This is a genomic window from Thermobifida sp., from assembly GCF_017577275.1.
In the GTDB taxonomy this organism is placed as follows: Bacteria; Actinomycetota; Actinomycetes; order Streptosporangiales; family Streptosporangiaceae; genus Thermobifida; species Thermobifida fusca.
In genome coordinates this window covers 46,719-66,871 of the sequence record NZ_PITY01000024.1, presented here as the reverse complement: position 1 = coordinate 66,871, position 20,153 = coordinate 46,719, and the positions used below count along the sequence as shown (strand labels likewise).

The following is a 20,153-nucleotide window of genomic DNA, read 5'->3' as shown; positions in this document are numbered from 1 at the left end:
GTGGCTGGTCCGGCTGAGCGTGCCGGGCACGGGAGAACCCGGACCCGGCACCACCGACCTTCTTCCCAGAATTAGGGACGAATCTCACCCAAGGCCCGGATCAGTTCTGCCAGACCCGCGGACCGGTCCCGCCAGTGCAGCCGCACCGTGGGCCGGGACCGCTCCGCCAGGGCGTTGAAGTCGCCCAGCGCCTGGGCGAGCTGCAGCCGGGAGAAGGTGTACGGCTTCCCGGCGATGGGGAGGTCCTCGGTAATGTCCCCGGTGATCTGCAGGAATACTCCGTTGGCCGGGCCGCCCTTGTGGTACTGCCCCGTGGAGTGCAGGAAGCGCGGCCCCCAGCCGAAGGTGACCGGGCGCGCGGTGAGCGCGGCCAGCTCCGAACGGAGAGCGGCAGCCTGTCCGTCGCCTTCCGCGTCCCGGTCAAGGTAGGCCATCACCGCGAGGTAGCCGTCGTCCGGGATCTGCTCGATGAGGGCCCGAAGCACCGAAGCGAGGTTCTTGGCGTCCCCCACCCCGGTGCCGTCGGAGGCGTACACCTCGACCGCGCCGTCCGTGAGAAGCGGGGTGCCGGTGGGCAAGGTGCCGTTGTTCGACAGCTCCAGCAGCGCCTTGGTGTTGTCCTTGGACTCTTGCACGTTCGGCTGGTCGAACGGGTTGATACCGAGCAGGTGGCCGGCCACCGCGGTGGCGTACTCCCAGGCGAGGAACTGGGCGCCGAGCGGGCCGGTCACCACGGTGTCGGCGGTCTCGGGGACCTCCGGCTCGGTTTCGCCGTAGACCACGAGATGAGTGTCGGGCCCGGGGGTGAAACCGGGGGCGGAAGCGCTCTCCACCACCACCGGCAGCAGCCCGGTGCCGTCCTTGCCGGTGGATTCGGCCACGAGCTGTTCGATCCAGTCGCCCAAGCCCACCGGGGTGGCTCCGGCCAGCACCACTTTGTCGCGGCCGGAGAACCCGCCGAGGGCCGCACCGAGCAGCAGCGCCGGGTTGGTGTCGTCCGCCAGCGTGGCGGCAAGGGCCGCTGCCTCATCCAGCAGCGCTTCGATGTCCACGCCGACGAGTGCGCTCGGCACCAGGCCGAACGCGCTGAGCGCGCTGTAGCGGCCGCCGACGTGCGGGTTGGCCAGCACGGTCGGATAGCCGCGTTCCCCGGCCAGTTCGGCCAGGGGAGAGCCCGGGTCGGTGACGACGACGATCCGCTCCGCCGGGTCAATGCCCGCGTCCGCGAACGCCTGCTCGAAGGCACGGCGGTGGCTGTCGGTCTCCACCGTGCTCCCGCTCTTGGAAGCGACCACGACGACCGTGCGGTCGAGGTCGGTGGTGACGACACGGCGCACCTGGTGCGGGTCGGTGGTGTCCAAGGTGATCAGGCGGGCGTCGCGGCTCGCGGCGATCACTTCGGGGGCCAGGGAGGAGCCGCCCATCCCGGCCAGCACCACGCGGTCGAGGCCGGCTTCCCGCTTGGCCTGCGCGATTTCGCTGATCTGCGGCAGCAGGGCCCGCGACTCCTGCGGCAGGTCCACCCAGCCCAGCCGGATCGACGCCTCGGGCTCGGCCGCAGGCCCCCACAGGGTGGCGTCCTTAGCGGCGAGGCGGGACGCCACCCTGCTGGCCCGTAGCTGCTGCAACGCGTTCTCCGCTGCGTCCCGGACCGGGCCGCGCAGGGTGACGGTGAGGCCCCCGGCCTGTACCTGATCGCTACTCAAGGCGATTGGTCCTTCCTTGTCTTCACACACGGTCACTGCAATTGTCGCGTCCCGCAGTACCGAATCGGATTCGACAAGGCGGGGCCGGGCGGGCCCTGCACCGTTCTGCCAGGTGGAGAGCTTGCTACGGGTGGGAAGAGAGAGTGCTCACGTGTGGGCGGCAAGCTGCTGGGCGACGCGGTCCAGCAGTTCTTCCCAGGACTTCACGAACTTGTCGACGCCCTCGTCCTCCAAGGTCTCCACCACGTCGGACATGGACACGCCGACCGACTCCACCGCATCCAGGTGGGCCCGAGCCGCGTCGTAGTGTCCGCGCACCGTGTCCCCGGTGATCGTGCCGTGGTCGGCGACCGCGTCCAGCGTGGCCTGCGGCATCGTGTTCACCGTGCCCGGGGCGACCAGTTCGGTCACATACAGCGTGTCCGGCAGCTCCGGGTCCTTCACCCCGGTCGACGCCCACAGCGGACGCTGCGGGCGCGCCCCGGCCTGGGCGAGGGCGGTCCACCGGGCAGACGAGAACACCTCTTCGTAGGCGGCGTAGGCCAGGCGGGCGTTGGCCAGCGCGGTCTTGCCGCGGAGCGCCACCGCCTCCTCCGTGGCGATCTTCGACAGCCGTTTGTCCACCTCGGTGTCCACCCGGCTGACGAAGAACGACGCCACCGAGTGGATCGTCGACAGGTCACGGCCGGCCTGCTGGGCCTGCTCCAGACCGGCGAGGAACGCGTCCATGACCGCCCGGTAGCGCTCCAGCGAGAAGATCAGGGTCACGTTGACGCTGATGCCTTCGGCGAGCGCCGCGGTGATCGCCGGCAGTCCCTCGACGGTCGCGGGGATCTTGATCATCAGGTTGGGCCGGTCCACCAGCCACCACAAGGCGCGGGCTTCGGCGACAGTCCGCTCCGTGTCGCGGGCCAGCCGCGGGTCGACCTCCAGCGACACCCGCCCGTCCACGCCGTCGGTGGCCTCGTAGACCGGGCGCAGCACATCCGCAGCCCAACGGATGTCGTACGCGGTGATGAGGCGTACCGCTTCTTCCACTGACACGCCGCGCACGGCCAGGTCGCGCAACTGGCCGTCGTAGGCGTCGCCCTCCGCCAGCGCCTTGGCGAAGATCGTGGGATTGGAGGTGACTCCCACGACGTTGCGTTGGGCGATCAACTCGGCCAGGTTGCCGCTGCGCAGCCGCTGCCTGCTGATGTCGTCCAGCCAGACGGCTACGCCCGCGTCAGAGAGCTGCTGAAGTGGGCTGCCCATGGTGTGATCCACTCCTTGGAGAAGGAGGAGGGCCGCCGACGGCGACCCTCCCCACAACGGTCAGTTGCCGGTCGTTGATCCACGGTCACCGCCGAGCTTGGCAGCGCTGGAGTGTACGGCTGCCACTACCCGGTCGGCGGTGAGCCCGAACTGCTCGTAGAGAGTCGCGTACGGAGCCGAAGCGCCGAAGTGTTCCAGACTCACCGACTCGCCATACTCGCCCACCAGCTCGCGCCAGCCCAAGGCGACCCCGGCTTCCACGGAGACCCGGACCCGGACCGACGGTGGAAGCACCTGCTGGCGGTAGGCGTCGTCCTGCTCGTTGAACCACTCCAGGCACGGCATCGACACCACACGGGTAGGAGTACCCGACTCCTCCAGGCGGGAACGCGCCTCCAACGCGATCTGCACCTCACTTCCGGTGGCGATGATGATCGCCTCCGGACGGCCGTTGCTGGCTTCGGCCAGGATGTACCCGCCGCGGGAGACCAGCTCCGCAGAGGCGAGCTCGGAGCGGTCCAGAACCGGAACCGACTGCCGGGTCAGCGCGAGCGCCACCGGGCCGTCATTGCGTTCCAGGATGGTGCGCCAGGCCACTGCCGTCTCGTTGGCGTCGGCGGGACGCACCACCGCCAGGCCGGGGATGGCGCGCAGCGACCACAGGTGCTCCACCGGCTGGTGGGTGGGTCCGTCTTCGCCCAGACCGATCGAGTCGTGGGTCCACACGTACGTGACCGGCAGCTTCATCAGGGCAGCCAGCCGCACCGACGGCCGCATGTAGTCGCTGAACACGAGGAAGGTGCCACCGTAGGGGCGGGTGGGGCCGTGCAGCGCGATCCCGTTGAGGATCGCCCCCATGCCGTGTTCACGGATCCCGAAGTGCAGCACCCGGCCGTAGCGGTGGCCGGAGAACGCCTTCGTGGACCGCTCCTCGGGGATGAACGACGGCTCGCCCTTAGGCGTGGTGTTGTTGGATCCGGCCAAGTCCGCCGAGCCGCCCCACAGCTCCGGCAGCACCGGGGCGATCGCGCTCAGCACCTCACCGGACGCTTTCCGGGTGGCCATGCCCTTAGCGCTGGGCTCGAAGGTCGGGATCGCCTTCTCCCAACCGTCCGGGAGCGAGCCTGCCATCAGCCGGTCGAACAGTTCGGCACGCTCGCCCGCGTTGGCCCGCCACTTGGCGAACAAGGCCTCCCATTCCTGGCGGGCGGCGCGGCCCCGCGCCACCACGCCCCGGGCGTGCTCCAGCAGCTCGTTGGGCACGTCGAACTGCGCCTCAGGGTTGAGGCCCAGCACCCGCTTGGTGGCGGCGACCTCTTCAGCCCCCAGCGCGGCGCCGTGGATCGCCCCCGTGTTCTGCTTGTTCGGGGACGGCCAGCCGATGATGGTGCGCAGCCGGATGAAAGAGGGACGTTCCGTCTCCGCCTGGGCGGCCCGGATCGCGTCGTACAGCGCCGCCACGTCTTCGTGGTAGGAGCCGTCCTCGCCGACCCACTCGACCTCTTGGACGTGCCAGCCGTAGGCGGCGTAGCGGGCGACGACGTCTTCGGTGAATGCGATCTGGGTGTCGTCTTCGATGGAGATGCGGTTGTCGTCCCAGATGACGATGAGGTTGCCGAGCTTCTGCGTGCCGGCGAGGGCACTTACTTCGTGGCTGATGCCCTCCTGGACGTCGCCGTCAGAGCACAGGACGTAGATGTAGTGGTCGAACGGGCTTTCCCCGATCGGGGTGTCCGGGTCGAACAGGCCCCGCTCCCGGCGGGCGGCCATGGCCATGCCGACCGCGTTGCCGATGCCCTGCCCCAAGGGGCCGGTGGTGGTTTCCACCCCGGCGGTGTGCCCGTATTCGGGGTGGCCCGGGGTGAGGCTGCCCCACTGGCGCAGCCGCTTGATGTCGTTCAGGCTCAGCCCGTAGCCAGCCAGGTAGAGCTGGATGTAGAGCGTGAGGCTGGAGTGCCCGCAGGACAGGACGAAGCGGTCGCGGCCGATCCACTTCGGATCTGTCGGATCGTGCCGCATCACCTTCTGGAAGAGCAGGTAGGCCACAGGCGCCAGACTCATCGCGGTTCCAGGGTGCCCGGATCCCGCTTCTTCGACCGCGTCCATCGCCAGGGCACGAACCACGTCTACGGTACGTCTATCGAGATCAGACCAGTCCAGGGTCTTTGGGGTGCCGGTGTTCACGCGGGCTAAAGCTCCTTTCGCGAATCCAGGCCAGTGTGTAGGCGTGGTGGCCGGAAAAGAAGGATTGGGGTGGGTCCACCGTGACCCGCAGCTAACCAACCGTAGTGACAGCCGCGCAGCGTGAGGAGATGCGGGGCGTCGTAATGTGGCGCCGTGCGTGTCGCGGTGACGGAACCCCTGAGGGCTGGTGACTATCCCTGACCCTATCGCCGAAACCCCGACATCTAATCACCGGACTGGCATGGTTGACGCCGCACCGACGGACGGCCCCGATGAGAACGCGCCCGAACCTAGCACTACACTCTGTCGTTGACGGTGTCGTGCGTCGTGCCAGGCGCGCGAGGGGTCACAGGTGCCGCACCGCGCCGCGCATTCGTGGTGAGCAGCCAGGAACAATTGATGCCCATTTGATGCCCTGACGCCCAGTTTCTTTGAGGTTTGAGCGTGTCTGTGTCCGTAGAACGGGTGACGGCCGTGCGTTCCGCGCCGCACGGCCAGCAACCCCAGCAGCCGAGAACAACGGCCCGGCGCGTGACCCAGGTACGGCGGCGGCCATGACACTCCTCGGTCGTCCCGCTGCCCCCGATACCTGCGCGGCCGCTGATTCTCCCACTGGGGGTGTGTCGCGCTCCGCTTCGCTGGGGACCTACATCCGCGCCTATATCGCCCTGTCGAAGCCGCGGGTCATTGAACTGCTGCTGATCACCACTATCCCGGTGATGTTCGTGGCAGCCCAGGGCGTGCCGCCGCTGGGGATCGCCGTGGCCACCCTGGTGTTCGGCACCATGTCCGCGGCCAGTGCCAACGCCATCAACTGCTACATCGACCGGGACATCGACCGTGCTATGCGGCGTACCCGCCGCAGACCCACCGCCATGGAGCAGGTGACGCCGCGCGGCACGATGATCTACGGGATTACGCTGGCGGTCCTGTCCACGGTCGGCTTCGTGGTGTTCGTGAACTGGCTGGCCGCGGCGTTGTCGGTGTTCGCGATCGCGTTCTACATCTTCGTCTACACACTGCTGCTCAAGCGGCGCACCGCGCAGAACGTGGTGTGGGGCGGGATCGCCGGCTGCATGCCCGTGCTCATCGGCTGGGCGGCGATCACCGAGCGCCTCGACTGGGCCCCGTTCATCCTGTTCCTGGTGGTGTTCTTCTGGACACCGCCGCACACGTGGGCATTGGCCATGCGGTACCGCGAGGACTACGCCGCCGCGAACGTCCCCATGCTCCCGGTGGTGGCTAGCGACCGCCGGGTGATGCTGGAGTGCGTGCTGTACTCGTGGGCCACCGTGGTGGTGTCGCTGCTGCTGTGGCCTATCGCCGATACCACGCTGCTGTACCCGGTGGCGGCCGCCGTGCTGGGGGTGATCCTGCTCGCCCAGGCGCACCGCCTCTACAACCAGGTCCGTGCCGGAGTGAGCGGCAGCAAGCTCAAGACCATGGGCTTCTTCCACCTGTCGAACGCCTACCTGGCCCTGCTGTTCGTGGCGGTGACGATCGACCCGCTCCTGGCTAACGCACTGCGCTGATCGACGAGAGGTGACGACGATAACGGGAGGCTGCGCGCAGCCTCCCGTTATCGTTGCCGCTTCGGGAGGCGGCCGAGGCGGCCTGCGGCACGACACGGGTGGGAGAGTGGAGCCATGAGGAAGATCACCCGCTGGGAAGCCATGGTGCAGCAGAATCCCGGCCATTCCCGGTGGTATGTGGAGCGTTTCCGCACCATGGCCGCGCAGGGGAACGACCTTGCGGGCGAGGCTCGCATGATCGACGCGATGGTGGGGCGCGGTTCCCGGATTCTGGACGCGGGCTGCGGGCCGGGACGGGTCGGCGGGGAACTCGCTGCACGCGGCCACCACGTGGTGGGGGTGGACATCGACCCCTATCTGGTCAACGCGGCCCGCGAAGACTATCCGCAGGGCGACTGGCGGGTGGGCGACCTGGCCGAGCTTGACCTTGTGGAGCGCGGGGAAGAGCCTTTCGACCTCGTGGTCTGCGCGGGAAACGTGATGACGTTCCTCGCCCCCGGCACCGAAGTGGAAGTGCTGCGCAGGATGGGCGCCCACATCCGGGACGGAGGCCGGATCGTCGTGGGCTTCGGCGCGGGCCGCGGCTATCCGTTTGAGCGGTTCTTCGCCGACGTGGCCGAAGCCGGTCTCGTCACCGAGCTGTGCTTAGCCACCTGGGATCTGCGCCCGTTCACCCCGGAGTCCGACTTTCTGGTGGCGGTGCTGGGACGCGCAGCCGAGACGCCGCCCACCGGGTGAACGACGCTAGGCGCTGCCCTGTGCCTCCTTGACCGCCAGGACCGCGGATACGTGCCTGGTCGTGCCCCCACGAGCGGGGAAGCACGGGCAGCGCCGCGCCGTCTGCGGGAGGACCCGTCCCGCACATGGACGGGGGTCGGCCCGCTCGCACCGTGGGACCCGGCTGCGGATGGGTGCCCTGCGGTGGCAAGCGGGCCGCCGCTGACGACCCCCGCGGGGTGCCCTCCGTCGCAGGCGACGTGCCGGCGGGAGGGCGGACGTGTTCCGGCCTGCTGCGGAGTGCGCCAGGGGCGTGCCGCTGGCGCACTCCAGGCGGATCGCCTATCTTTTCGGGATACGTCTCTTTGGAGGCCGTGGGGCCGAGGCTGCGGATGGTGGCCCCACGGCCGCTCACCCCAGGGAGGCGCCGACTTTGACGTACCCTTTGAGCAGGTCGCGGGCGATGGTGCGGCGCTGGATCTCGTCGGTTCCCTCATAGATGCGCAGCAGCCGCAGCTCGCGGTACCAGCGCTCGATGGGGAGCTCCCGGGTGTAGCCCATACCGCCGTGGATCTGCAGCACCCGGTCGACGATCTCGTTGGCTTTCACACCGCCGTACAGTTTGGCGATGGACTGGGCGTGCCGGGAGTCCCGGCCGTTGTCCACCTGCCAGGCGGCGTGGAGCACGAGCAGCCGCAGCGCTTCGATCTCCACCTGGGAGTCGGCGATCATCCACTGGATGGCCTGCCGTTCCGCAAGCGGCTTACCGAAGGTCTCACGCGTGTTGGCGTAGTCGATGGCCATGCTCAGCAGCCGTTCGCAGGCGCCGAGCGCACGCGCGGGGAGCAGGTAGCGGCCCCGGCCGATCCACTTCATCGCCAGCTCGAAGCCCTTGCCGACCTCACCGAGCACGTTGGATTCCGGCACCCGGACGTTGTCGAAGACCAGGGAGGCCGGACCCCACTCGCCCATGGTGGGGATGGGCTCGGAGCGCCATCCCGCCTCCCGGTCCACCAGGAAGCAGGTCACTCCGCCGTTGGCGCCCTTCTCCGGGTCGGTGACCGCGAACACCATGGCGAAGTCGGCTTCGTTCCCACCGGTGATGAACGTCTTCTCCCCGTTGATCACCCAGTGGTCGCCGTCCTTGTAGGCCCGGGTGCGGATCGCTTTGGCGTCGGAGCCGGCGCCGGGCTCGGTGATGGCGAAGCAGGACTTGCGTTCGCCCGCGATGGTGGGCAGCAGGTAGCGCTTCTTCTGCTCTTCGTTGGCGTAGAAGAGGATGTTGTCGGCGCCGCCGCCGAAGCTGAACGGGATGAAGGTACGGCCCAGTTCGATCTCCACCAGTGCGGTGGTGACCGCATCCAGTCCCATGCCGCCGTACTCGACGGGGGTCTGGATCCCCCAGAAGTCGGACTTCTTGGCGAGCTGCCTCAGGTCGTGCAACTCCTGGGGGGTCAGACCGTGCCCCTCGCCGTTCCGTTCCCGGCGCAGCACCTCCGGTTCGAGCGGCATAAGTTCGCGCTCGACGAAGGTGCGCACCCAGTTGCGGATTTCCCGCTGTTCTTCGGTCAGTGAGAAATCGACCATGTTTCCTTAGCTCTTTCCCCCGAAGCGCGCACGCAGTTCGCGCTTGAGTACTTTGAGGCTCGGACCCAGTGGAAGCTCGGTCACGATCTCCACTCTGCGCGGGTACTTGTGTTTGCCCAGGCGCTCCTGCGCCCAGGCCTGGAGTTCAGCGGGGTCGACGGCGCCCTCCTTGTCGGGCACCACCACCGCGCAGACCTCCTCACCCAGTTCGGCGTCGGGCACGCCGATCACCGCTACCTGGGAAATCCCGGGGAATTTCAGCAGGACCTCTTCCACTTCGCGCGGGTAGACGTTGAAGCCGCCGCGGATGATCAGGTCCTTCTTGCGGTCCACGATGTGGATGAAGCCGTCGTCGTCGATGAAGCCGATGTCTCCGGTGCGGAACCAGCCGTCAACGATCGCCTCGGCGGTGGCCTCCGGGCGGTTGAGGTATCCGACGAAGACGTTGTGGCCGCGGATGACGATTTCGCCGTGCTCGCCGCGCGGCAGGAGTTCGATCCGGTCGTCGATGTCGGCGCGGGCGATCTCCACTTCCACACCCCAGATGGGGTGGCCGACCGAGCCGACGCGGGCGCCGTAGAGCGTCTGGTTGGTGCTGGCCGTGGGCGAGGTCTCCGACAGGCCGTAGCCCTCGTAGATGGTGGTGGAGAACGCTTCTTCGAACCGGCGGAGTACCACTTCGGGGAGGGAAGCGCCACCGGAGACACAGAAGCGCAGGGAGGGAAGTTTGGTGTGGTGGGCTGCGGCTTCTGCCAGCCGGACGAACATGGTGGGGACGCCGTCGAAGATGGTGGCGCCGTACTCGCACATCATCCGGATGGCTTCGTCGGGGTCGAACCGCTCCTGCAGGATGAGGGTGGCGCCCACCCGGAAGGTGGTGTTGAGCGCCACTGACTGGCCGAAGGTGTGGAACAGGGGCAGGGAGCCCATGACGACGTCTTCGCCGCTCATGGGGTGGACGTCGAACGCGTTGACGGTGGCGTTCATCACCAGGTTGAGGTGGGTGAGCATGGCGCCTTTGGGGACGCCCGTGGTGCCGCTGGTGTAGAAGATCACCGCAATGTCGTCGGGGGCGCGGGACACGTAGGAGGGCAGCGGTTCGCTGTCCGCCACGAGCGGGGCCAGCGCGTCGGGCCGCTGCGGGTCCCCGACAGTGCGCACGGTGACGTCGTTGCCGTCGACCGCGGCGTGGGCGAGGTCAGCGAACAGGCTTTGGGCGAGGACGAGGCGCGCCCCGGTGTCGGAGAGGAGGAAGGCGACCTCTTGGGGGCGGAGCATCGGGGGGATGGTGACGACGGTCCCGCCCACGGCGAGGATGCCGTAGTAGCAGCGGACGAAGTCGGCGACGTTGCCTGCGAGCAGGGCGACCCGGTCCCCGGGGGAGACGCCGAGAGAGCGGAGGGCGGCCGCGTGGCGCAGGGACTCGTGCCACAGGGTGGCGTAGGAGATCCGCTCACCGTCAGCGATGAGTGCGGTGCGTTCCGGGTGGCGACGCGCAGCCTCGGCCAGGATCGTGGCGAGTGACAGTTGCATGGTGGCTCCTTCGGTGCGGCTGGTCCTTGGGCACAGCAGAAAAGCCGCTGTCCCATGCGTGAGGGAGTCGCGCGTCACATTTAATCTAACAGTGTTCGGTTTGGGAAGACCGACCGGTATGCCACCTTGGTTCTGCGCCTGACCCATACTTGAGGCGATCCACGCCAAGCGCGTTCACCACAGAGAACGCGCTGGGGAGGCCGGGGAGAAGGGGAAGGACGGGGATCACAGTGGCACGCCCTAGGACACCGCTGCTCAGCCGAACGCGTATCCAGGAAGCCGCCCTAGCCCTGGTCGACCGCGACGGGCTGCAAGGACTATCCATGCGCAAGCTCGCCCAGGAGCTCAACGTCCAGGCCCCGTCTCTGTACAGCTACTACCGCACCAAAGAAGAGCTGCTGAACGACGTCGTCGACCGCATTACCGCCAACATCGACGTTTCTGGCTTCAAAGACGGGGACTGGAAACGCGGACTCATCGTATGGGCGCGCTCCTACCGCGACGCTCTCGCGGCCCATCCCAACATGGTCGCCTTCATAGCGTCCGGGCCGGGACGCCGCGAAGAGGCCCTGCGGCGGGCCGACGCGATCCACGGCGGCCTCGTCTCCGCGGGCTGGCCCGCCCGGCTCGCCACGATGATCGGCGCCTCCACCCGCTACCTCGTGGTGGGCGCCGCGATCAACTCCTTTGCCCGCGGCTTCGACGCAGACGCCCGCGTCTACCAGGACCGCTACCCCAACCTGTCCCAGGCGCACCGTCTGCCGGAACTCGCCGCTGAGATCGACAACGACAGTTTCGAACTCGCCCTGCGCGCCTTCATCGCGGGCCTGGAAGTGCTCTACCCCGACAAGGCCGGCGCCGCGCGCCGCCCGGAGGCCGCCGCAGCATCCGCGGGGCAGCACGCCAAGGCGGGGTCCCGCGCCTCCGCGGGAGCCGCCGACCCTTCCAGAGCACCGCTGGAGGACCACACTCCGGAACGCTGACCGGTGGGCACGGGACCGGTACGCTGCGGCTTCTGCCAGTCCCGTGCCCGCCGCACGGGGCCGCACCCGCAGGGCGCGGTCGCTGCCCCACCACCGGGGCAGCTACGCTCAGTGCTTATGCGCCCCCTGGACACCAAAGCGATCCTGGAAGGACGCACCCCGGGCCGCCACTCTCTCGGCTTGGTCAGCGGCATCGCGGTGAGCGTCCTGTGCATGCTGGTGATGCTCGGCTACCTCCTGTTCAGCGGTTTCTCCGGTGCTGGGAGCGAGGGAGTCGTCGCCTTCTTCATCAGCCTGGTAGCAGCCGTCATCCCGGTCAGCATCATCATCCCCCTCGTCCTGCTGCTGGACCGCCTCGAACCGGAGCCGAACTCGGTCCTGCTGTTCGCATTCCTCTGGGGTGCCGGCGTAGCGGTGCTGGCCTCGTTCATTCTCAACACCCTCGGCATGGAGCTGTACACCGTCCCGAGGTTCGGGGAAGACTTCGGCGCCTACGTGAGTGCCGCGGTGGGAGCACCCCTGGTTGAGGAGAGCGCCAAGGGGATCGCCCTGCTCCTGCTGCTGTGGCGGCGCCGCCACGAGATCGACACCGCCACCGACGGCATCATCTACGCGGCGATGGTCGCTACCGGGTTCGCGTTTGTGGAGAACGTCTCCTACTTCCTCAGCGCCCTGTTCTCCGAAGGCGCTTCCGGGTTCGCGGTGACCTTCGTGCTGCGCGGCATCATCGCCCCGCTCGGGCACCCGATCTACACCGCGATGATCGGCTTGGGCGTCGCCTACGCTGCGACCCACCCGGGCCTGGTGGCGCGGATCGCCATGCCGGTCCTCGGCTGGCTGGGCGCGGTCGTGCTGCACGCGCTGTGGAACGGCTCGACCGCGTTCGGCTGGACCGGGCTGGGAGTGGTGTACGCGCTGCTGTTCTGCGTCCTCGTCGCGCTCATCGGGGTGACCGTGCATGACCGCCGCCGCCAGGTCGCGGCGATCGCCACCTACCTGCCGCCCTACATCTCCACAGGTCTGGTGACGCCCGCCGATATCCGGATGCTCAGCACGATGAGCGGACGCAAACAGGCGCGGGCCTGGGCACGGCGTACCGCAGGGGTGCGGGGCCGCCGGGCCATGGAGGACTACCAGTTGGCCGCCACAGAACTCGCCCTCCTCCACCGGAGGTTGGACCGCGGTGTGGCCATGCCCGCCTGGTGGGAGCGGCGCGACGCCATCCTGGCCCTCATGCACATGGCCCGCGAGGCGTTTCTGGGCCGCGCCGCCCGCCCGGTCGCCCCCGCCTGGGTGCAGCAGCCCACCGATTCCGGATTCCTGCGGCGCGCAGACTTCCAGCACGTCATCGCGCAGGCGCACGCCCAGCGCGGCAGCCTACCGCCGCAGCCGCCCGCTACCGGTGGGCAGCAAGCTCCGTCGCAACCGTCGGGCTGGTGACAGCCACGCGTTCCGCGGTGGCGAAGTACAGCCGCAGGATCGCGGTCCACACCAGCAGGGAGCCCAAGACGTGCAGCACGACCATCCAGGAAGGCAGTCCCAGCAGGTACTGCGCGTAGCCGAGCGCTCCCTGGGCGAGTAGTGCGGCGAGCAGCAGCCACGCCTGGACCTGCACGAGGCGCGGTGCGCGGCTCCGCGCCGCCATGACGAGGACGGCGACGGTCAGCGCGGTGGTGAGCCACGCCAGGAGGGAGTGGATGCGGGTGACCGCGTCGAGCGGGAAGTCCCAGCGCGGCGCGGTAGCGTCACCGCCGTGCGGACCGGTCCCGGTGACGACGACTCCGGCGACGATGAGGACCAGCCCGACCGGGACGAGCACAGTGGCGGCGAGGCGGAGCCGCGGGGTGACGGTGAGCCGCAGTTCTCCTTCGGGCTCCCGGCAGCGCACGTAGTAGGCCATGGTGAGGATCACCACGAGGACCGAGAGGACGAAGTGCGCGCCCACCGACGCAGGGTGCAGGTCACTCCAGACGGTGATCCCGCCGACGACCGCCTGGCCGAGCACGCCCGCCGGCACCAGGGCGGCCAGGACCAGCAGGTCGCGTCTGCGGGGACGCATACGCAGTGTCGCCAGGAGGACGATCACCCCGACAGCGAGCAGCAGGAAGGTGAGAGTCCGGTTGCCGAACTCGATAGCCGCGTGGAATGCGGAGTGGTGGGTGCCGACGGGGACGAAGCTCTCCGGGGTGCACTTGGGCCATTCCGAGCAGCCCAGCCCCGACTCGGTGACCCGCACAGTCGCTCCAGTGACCGCGATTCCGGAATTGACGATGACGTTGCTCAACGCCCACCAGCGCAGGGAAGCGGTCGTGGGATGCCAGATCGTGCGAGCCAACAGCGCCAGTACCACTATGCCGACGGCGCAGAACGCCACCTGCCAGGCCCACAGCGGCAGGTTGAGGATCGTGAAGTCGTCCGCCGCGAGCGCGACAGACCAGGGAGAGGCTGTCATACGACAGATCGTAGTAGAAGGGTGACGAGGCTTCCGCTGGGGTCCCCACCAGCGGTGAGCTGCAACGATGCCGGACGTTCGCGCAGGTCCGCACCAGCGTGAAGAGCCTGGCGGGGGCCGTTTTCCCGAATCACCCAGACCGGATCGCGGGGGAGCCGAGGTGAAGTCCAGGGCCGGACCGGCTCCTTTCCGGCCCGTGCGGTCGGCTGCACGGCAGTGGGGCGGCAGTCCCCGGAGCTGTTCGGCTCTCCTCGACCGCAACAGCGGCCGCTGCGGGTGTCCGGCACAACCGGAGAAGGCGCATACCCGGCCCCGCCCAAGAACCGGGGCCGACGGAGAGTCGCGGCGAGGGCAGGGCGGCCCCTGTCAAAGCTCTGTCTTCCGCCAGCAGCGGAGCGGTCTATGGGGGTTGGCCTCCCAGCGCAGCGGGGGCACCGCGGCAGGCTCACAGCCGGGCGGAGCGGGTCGCACCCACACTGGCGACCACCACGCAGGCCACCGCGGCCCACTGGGCGACGGTGAGGAATTCCCCGAGCAGGACCAGGCCCACGAGTGCGGCCGCCGCCGGTTCTAGGCTCATCAGGATGCCGAACACCCCGGGCGGAATGCGGCGCAACGCCTGCATTTCCAGGGAGTAGGGGATGACCGAGGAGAGCAGCCCCACGGCAAGACCGGTCAGCAGCACGCTCGGGTCGAGCAGGGCCGGGCTGCTGTGGGCGAGGCCCATCGGCGCGACGAGCACTGCGCCGATCACACTGGCCACCGTCAGTCCGGAAGTCCCGGGGAAGCGTCGGCCGGTGGCTGCGCTGAGCAGGATGTAGCACGCCCACGCAGCGCCCGCGAGGGCGGCGAACGCCACCCCTGCCAGGGTGACCCCGCCGTCGTCCCATCCCAGCAGCGCAACCCCCGTGCCGGCGAGCACCACCCACACCAGGTCCCGCCAGCGGCGCGATCCCGCCACGGCCACGGCCAGCGGGCCCAGGAATTCGATGGTCACGGCCACGCCCAGCGGGATGCGCGCAAACGATTCGTAGATGGCGTAGTTCATGACCGCCAGCGACGTGCCGAAACCGACCGCGACCAGCCAGTCCGTGCGAGAGTGCCCGCGCAGTGGGGGAGGGGCGAAGCACAGCAGCACCAGGGCCGAAGCCAGCAGGCGCAGCCACACCACGGTGCTTGGGGGGAGGACCGCGAACAGGTTCTTCGCCACCCCTGCGCCGAACTGGACCGACAGGATGCTCACCCCGACCAGCCAGGTCGCCGGGATGGCAGTGCCCGCGGCGCGGACGAGCGCCGCAGCCCGGGAGAACGGACCCGGTGCAGACTGCCCAGGAGAGTCGCTATTCACCCGATCATCCTATGAAGCGAGATCGCGGGCGGGTTGGGGCGGGAAGGAACGGGGAGAACGCCGGTGCCGGGCGGCGACTGGAGCCGCCGGCGGCGAACCCAACGGTGAGGAGAGTGTTGTGGCTTTCCGTGTCGACTCTGAGATCGGCCGTCTGCGCCAGGTCCTCGTCCACCGGCCCGACTTGGAAATCCAGCGCCTGACACCCAGCAACAAGGGCACCCTGCTCTTCGACGAAGTGCTGTGGGTGGAGCGCGCCCGCGAGGAGCACGACCTGTTCGTCCAGCTCCTGCGGGACCGGGGGGTGACCGTGCATGAATTCGGCAGCCTGCTCGCGGAGACTCTGCACATCCCCGAGGCGAAGAGGTTCATCCTCGACGAGGTGCTGGAGGAGCGCTTCTACGGTCCGATGGCTCTCGACGCCATCCGTGCCTGTCTTGACGCGATGGACCCCGGTGAGCTGCGCCGTTTCCTCACCGGCGGCATCACCAAGCGGGAGATCCTCCAGCGGATCTCCGAGCCGAAGTCGGTGTGGTTCCACGCCCTGGACCTGGACGCGTTCGTGCTGCCGCCGCTCCCGAACCTCATCTTCACGCGCGACACCTCGAGCTGGATCGGCAACGGGGTGTCCATCAACGTGATGCGCAACCGTGCCCGGATGCGGGAGACCACGCTGTACGAAGCGGTCTACCGGTGGCACCCGCTCTTCGCCGCAACCGATTTCCCCGTGTGGAATCCGGGGGTGTCCTGGGCGCCCGCCACGATCGAGGGCGGCGATGTCATGCCGGTCGGCAACGGCTCTGTGCTGGTGGGGATGAGTGAGCGCACCCGCCCGCAGGCGGTGGAGCTGCTGGCGCGGGAGCTGTTCGCCCGCGGTGGCGCCCAGCGCATTCTGGGGATCCAGATGCCCGAGGCCCGCGCCATCATGCACCTGGACACCGTGATGACCAACGTGGATCACGGGGTTTTCGCGAAGTACGCGGGTCTGGGCATGCTGCCCTCCTACACCATCGAGCCGGGGGACAGCGACAAGGAGCTGAAGATCACGGACCACGCTCCAGAGGACATGCACCGGGCCATCGCCGCCGCGGTGGGGGTCGACGACATCACGGTCCTCACTCCCACCCAGGATGTCTTCTCGGCTGAACGCGAGCAGTGGGACGACGGGTGCAATCTCCTCGCACTAGCGCCGGGCGTGGTTGTGGCCTATGAACGGAATGTCTCGTCCAATGCGTATCTGCAGGCCAACGGGATTGAGGTCATCACTATCCCGGGCAATGAGCTCGGCCGCGGCCGAGGCGGGCCGCACTGCCTGACGTGTCCGCTGGAGCGGGATCCGGTGACCCTCTAGCAGATCGAATGAATATTCGATAATCTGTATACCTTTCCAGAAGAGTTGAGGTAACGGACAGGAGAGCCGGCCGCGATGGCGTTCAACCTGCGTAATCGCAGTTTTGTCAAGGAACTCGACTTCACCCCCCAGGAGCTGATGTTCCTGATCACATTGGCGGCCGACCTGAAGGCCGCCAAGTATGCGGGGACCGAGCAGCCGCAGCTCAGCGGCAAGAACATTGCCCTGATCTTTGAGAAGACCTCCACCCGCACCCGCTGCGCCTTCGAGGTTGCCGCCCACGACCAGGGTGCTCACGTCACCTACCTGGACCCGAGCGGCTCCCAGATCGGGCACAAGGAGTCCATCAAGGACACGGCCCGTGTCCTGGGCCGCATGTTCGACGCGATTGAGTACCGCGGCGCCAGCCAGGCCACGGTGGAAGAACTGGCCGAGTATGCGGGCGTGCCGGTGTGGAACGGCCTCACCGACGAATGGCACCCCACCCAGATGCTCGCCGACTTCCTCACCATCATGGAGCACACCGACAAGCCGCTGCGCGAGGTCACCCTGGCGTACATGGGGGATGCCCGCAACAACCTCGGCAACTCCCTCACCGTCACCGGAGCCATGCTCGGTATCGACGTGCGCATGGTTGCCCCCCGCGAACTGTGGCCTGACGAGGAGCGGGTCGCCGCCCCCGCCCGCGCAATCGCCGAGACCACGGGGGCGCGGGTCACGTTCACCGACGACATCGCGGAAGGACTGGCCGGGGCGGACTTCATCTACACCGACGTGTGGGTGTCGATGGGAGAACCCAGCGAAGTGTGGGACGAGCGCATCCGCCAGCTGCTGCCCTACCAGGTCAACGCTGAGGCCCTCAAAGCCACCGGCAACCCTGACGTCAAGTTCCTCCACTGCCTGCCGGCTTTCCACGACCTCGGTACCGAGGTGGCACGGGAGATCCACGCCCGCACCGGCCTGACCGCGCTCGAAGTCACCGACGAGGTGTTCGAGTCGCCGGCCTCCATCGTCTTCGACCAGGCCGAGAACCGGATGCACACGATCAAGGCGCTCATGGTCGCCACCCTGGGCAGGTGACCGCGGCGGCCGCGTCCGAGCCCGCGCGGACGCGGCTGTTCCGCACCGGCACGGCTGCGCCGGGCGCGGAGGTAGCGCAGGAACCGTCCGGGCAGCCGGTCACCGCTCCGCAGGCCGCTCGCATGCTGGCGGCCGGGCCACCGCCGCCACCAGAAGCAGCATCCAGGCGGTGAACGAGACGAGCGGCTGCCCCAGCGTCATTATGAGCCCGGCAGTGCTGCTCGTCGCCCAGCCGGTGGCCACCTGCAGGACGATCCAGCCGAAAGGCAGGGCAGCGGCACCCACGTTCACGCACAGCGCCGCCACAACCAGGCCAGCGCGAACAGGCCTGCGCCACCACACCAGGAGTCCGCCCACGGCTAAGAGCACGAGCGGCGGCCCCACGTAGCGCACCAACACGAACCAGGGGATGCCTAAGGACGCCACGCGGGGAGTCTAGTGCGCCAGCAGTCCGGTCGGCGGCGCGGGCGGTACCGCGTCACAGCCCCGGGAAGCGGCGCCTGGACGGGAAGACTCACTCCCAGCGGAAGAACCGGCCTGCCAGAGCCGCGCCGACCACGCTCCAGGCCAGCAGGACGAGCACGGGGCCGAGCGGCATTGCGGCCCCTTCCGCCAGGACCGTGCGCAGGCCCGTGGAGAGCGCGGTGATAGGCAGGGCTTCCACGAAGGGGAGGAGCGCTGGGGGGAACAGGTCGACGGGGAACACGACCCCGCCCAGCCCGAGCAGGATGACGTAGACCAGGTTGGCGGCTGCCAGAGTCGCCTCGGCCCGCAGTGTCCCAGCCATCAGCAGCGCCAGCGCGCTGAAGGCAGCGGTGGCCAGCACCATCAGCAGCACCACGCTGAGCACGCCGACGGCCCCGCCCTGCGGTGACCATCCCAGCAGGAAGGCCACCGTGCTGATGAGCACGGCTTGCAGCAGTTGGATGACCAGTACCGCCAGGGTTTTCGCGGCCAGAAGCCCCAGCCGGGTCAACGGGGTGGCGCCCAGGCGTTTGAGCACCCCGTAGCGCCGTTCAAAGCCGGTGCTGATGGCCTGGCCGGTGAAGGCGGTGGACATCGTCGCCAACGCGAGCACTCCCGGGGCCAGGAAATCCACGCGCGACGCCGTGCCCGCGTCGAGGATCGGGACGATGCTGAATCCGACCAGGAGCAGCACGGGGATGACGAGGGTCAAGAGGAGCTGCTCGCCGTTGCGGAGCAGAAGGCGCAGTTCCAGCCCTGCCTGGGCCAGCACCCGGCGGACTACGGGAGCAGCCTTGGGGCGGGGAGTGAAGTCAAGCGGTGTGGTGGAGGACATCAGTCGCGAAGATCCCGGCCGGTGAGTTCAAGGAAGACGTCTTCGAGGGTGCGGCGGTGCACTCGCAGGTCCTCGGGGAGGAGTCCGCGGGACGCACACCAGGTGCTCACGGTCGCTACCAGGCCCGGCCCTATTTCGTCGGGGTCAGCGCAGGTGACCGTGTACTGTCCAGCGTCGCGCTCGGTGACGCTGCAGCCCGGTGGAAGGGCAGCGGCGAGGTCAGACACGTCCAGTCCGGGAGCAGCCCGGAACCGCAGCTCCCGATCGCCGCGGGTGAGGGCGGCTGTGGGGCCGTCGGCGACGACCCGGCCGTGGTCGATGATGACCACGTGGTCGGCAAGCCGTTCCGCTTCTTCCATGTAGTGGGTGGTCAGCACGACGCCCACCCCTGCGGTGCGCAGCTCGCCGATCAGCTCCCAGGCGGCCATGCGGGCCTGCGGGTCGAGGCCGGTGGTGGGCTCGTCCAGGAACACCAGTTCGGGACGGCCGATGATGGCAGCGGCCAAGGACAGGCGCTGCTGCTGTCCTCCGGACAGCCGGCGGAACGGGGTGCGGGCTACCGCGGAGAGGCCCAGCCGGTCCAGGAGCGCTTCAGGGGGGAGGGGATGGGCGTAGAAGGCAGCGAGAAGACGCAGCCACTCCCCAGCGCGCACCCCGGTGGGCACGCCGCCGCTCTGCGGCATGACCCCGACCCGTGGCCGAAGCGCGGCCGCGTCGCGGATCGGGTCGAGGCCGAGGACACGGACCCGGCCCGCGTCTGCGTGCCGGAACCCTTCACAGATTTCGATCGTCGAGGTCTTGCCCGCACCGTTGGGGCCGAGGAGCGCGGTGACCGCGCCGCGGGCAGCGGTGAACGACAGGCCCGCTACGGCAGTGACCGCACCGTAGCGCTTGACCAGGTCGGTGACCTCGACGGCAGGGGTGTCCATGGCGAAGAGTCTACGGCGGGGGGTGCAGGGGGCGTACCCGACTGCGACATCCGCGCGGAAACCGCTCAAGAGTGTTTCATGTTGTGAGATGACATTCTCATGATGTGGTTGTTTTGCGGGGTGGAGGCGCGGATGATGCTGATCATCGAAACCGAGCAAATGAGAAAAAGGCCAGTAAGGCAAGGCTAACTTGTGTGTCC

15 protein-coding genes and 1 pseudogene are annotated in these 20,153 nt (G+C 68.6%); 6 read left to right on the top strand and 10 right to left on the bottom strand.

Annotation, left to right across the window (positions count from 1 at the left end; translation table 11 throughout):
- Nucleotides 1-71: 71 nt before the first annotated feature.
- From CW348_RS12470 to tkt, 3 genes are all read right to left on the bottom strand, one after another.
- Nucleotides 72-1,706 (bottom strand): glucose-6-phosphate isomerase, encoded by a 1,635-nt coding sequence (locus tag CW348_RS12470; RefSeq protein WP_011292427.1) that lies wholly within the window; start codon nucleotides 1,704-1,706, stop codon nucleotides 72-74.
- 147 nt (nucleotides 1,707-1,853) lie between these two features.
- Entirely contained in the window at nucleotides 1,854-2,960 is a 1,107-nt protein-coding gene (gene tal, locus CW348_RS12465) for a transaldolase (protein ID WP_011292426.1), read from the bottom strand.
- A gap of 60 nt (nucleotides 2,961-3,020) precedes the next feature.
- A complete protein-coding gene (gene tkt / locus CW348_RS12460) occupies nucleotides 3,021-5,144 on the bottom strand; it encodes a transketolase (RefSeq protein ID WP_011292425.1) in 2,124 nt (707 codons plus the stop codon).
- Nucleotides 5,145-5,698: 554 nt separating this feature from the next.
- Here tkt and CW348_RS12455 point away from each other — a divergent pair.
- Together CW348_RS12455 and CW348_RS12450 are read left to right on the top strand one after the other, a co-directional pair.
- On the top strand, nucleotides 5,699-6,676 hold the full coding sequence (locus CW348_RS12455) for a heme o synthase (RefSeq protein WP_038043908.1): 978 nt from the start codon (nucleotides 5,699-5,701) through the stop codon (nucleotides 6,674-6,676).
- Nucleotides 6,677-6,790: 114 nt separating this feature from the next.
- Nucleotides 6,791-7,414, top strand: coding sequence for a bifunctional 2-polyprenyl-6-hydroxyphenol methylase/3-demethylubiquinol 3-O-methyltransferase UbiG (locus tag CW348_RS12450; protein WP_011292423.1), 624 nt, complete (start codon nucleotides 6,791-6,793; stop codon nucleotides 7,412-7,414).
- Nucleotides 7,415-7,804: 390 nt separating this feature from the next.
- On the opposite strand, the gene CW348_RS12445 is transcribed toward CW348_RS12450, so the two are convergent.
- Nucleotides 7,805-8,980, bottom strand: coding sequence for an acyl-CoA dehydrogenase family protein (locus tag CW348_RS12445; RefSeq protein WP_011292422.1), 1,176 nt, complete (start codon nucleotides 8,978-8,980; stop codon nucleotides 7,805-7,807).
- A gap of 6 nt (nucleotides 8,981-8,986) precedes the next feature.
- Nucleotides 8,987-10,513: a long-chain fatty acid--CoA ligase gene (locus CW348_RS12440; protein ID WP_011292421.1), complete on the bottom strand. Its 1,527-nt coding sequence runs from the start codon at nucleotides 10,511-10,513 to the stop codon at nucleotides 8,987-8,989.
- A gap of 230 nt (nucleotides 10,514-10,743) precedes the next feature.
- Here CW348_RS12440 and CW348_RS12435 point away from each other — a divergent pair.
- Nucleotides 10,744-11,355 (top strand): annotated as a pseudogene (locus tag CW348_RS12435) (TetR/AcrR family transcriptional regulator); the annotation flags it as partial.
- A gap of 258 nt (nucleotides 11,356-11,613) precedes the next feature.
- Nucleotides 11,614-12,936, top strand: a complete 1,323-nt coding sequence (locus tag CW348_RS12430; protein ID WP_016188926.1) for a PrsW family intramembrane metalloprotease — start codon at nucleotides 11,614-11,616, stop codon at nucleotides 12,934-12,936.
- On the opposite strand, the gene CW348_RS12425 is transcribed toward CW348_RS12430, so the two are convergent.
- A complete protein-coding gene (locus tag CW348_RS12425; RefSeq protein ID WP_287463807.1) occupies nucleotides 12,893-13,948 on the bottom strand; it encodes a heme A synthase in 1,056 nt (351 codons plus the stop codon). The two genes, CW348_RS12430 and CW348_RS12425, sit on opposite strands and share 44 nt — an antisense overlap.
- A 445-nt stretch (nucleotides 13,949-14,393) precedes the next feature.
- Nucleotides 14,394-15,296 (bottom strand): DMT family transporter, encoded by a 903-nt coding sequence (locus tag CW348_RS12420; RefSeq protein ID WP_011292417.1) that lies wholly within the window; start codon nucleotides 15,294-15,296, stop codon nucleotides 14,394-14,396.
- A gap of 118 nt (nucleotides 15,297-15,414) precedes the next feature.
- Here CW348_RS12420 and CW348_RS12415 point away from each other — a divergent pair, with 118 nt between their 5' ends.
- Entirely contained in the window at nucleotides 15,415-16,644 is a 1,230-nt protein-coding gene (locus CW348_RS12415) for an arginine deiminase (protein WP_104612959.1), read from the top strand.
- A gap of 75 nt (nucleotides 16,645-16,719) precedes the next feature.
- The gene (gene argF / locus CW348_RS12410) at nucleotides 16,720-17,724 is read left to right on the top strand and encodes an ornithine carbamoyltransferase (RefSeq protein WP_011292415.1); all 1,005 of its coding nucleotides are present in this window, start codon (nucleotides 16,720-16,722) and stop codon (nucleotides 17,722-17,724) included.
- A 99-nt stretch (nucleotides 17,725-17,823) separates the two neighbouring features.
- Here the strand turns inward: argF and CW348_RS12405 are convergent, their stop codons facing one another.
- The 3 genes from CW348_RS12405 to CW348_RS12395 all read right to left on the bottom strand — a co-directional run bounded on the left by CW348_RS12405 (nucleotide 17,824) and on the right by CW348_RS12395 (nucleotide 19,953).
- Nucleotides 17,824-18,150, bottom strand: coding sequence for a hypothetical protein (locus CW348_RS12405; protein WP_011292414.1), 327 nt, complete (start codon nucleotides 18,148-18,150; stop codon nucleotides 17,824-17,826).
- A gap of 88 nt (nucleotides 18,151-18,238) precedes the next feature.
- Nucleotides 18,239-19,024, bottom strand: coding sequence for an ABC transporter permease (locus CW348_RS12400; protein WP_011292413.1), 786 nt, complete (start codon nucleotides 19,022-19,024; stop codon nucleotides 18,239-18,241).
- Nucleotides 19,024-19,953: an ABC transporter ATP-binding protein gene (locus CW348_RS12395; RefSeq protein WP_278459040.1), complete on the bottom strand. Its 930-nt coding sequence runs from the start codon at nucleotides 19,951-19,953 to the stop codon at nucleotides 19,024-19,026. Before CW348_RS12395 ends, CW348_RS12400 begins: the two co-directional genes overlap by 1 nt.
- Between the last annotated feature and the right edge of the window lie 200 nt (nucleotides 19,954-20,153).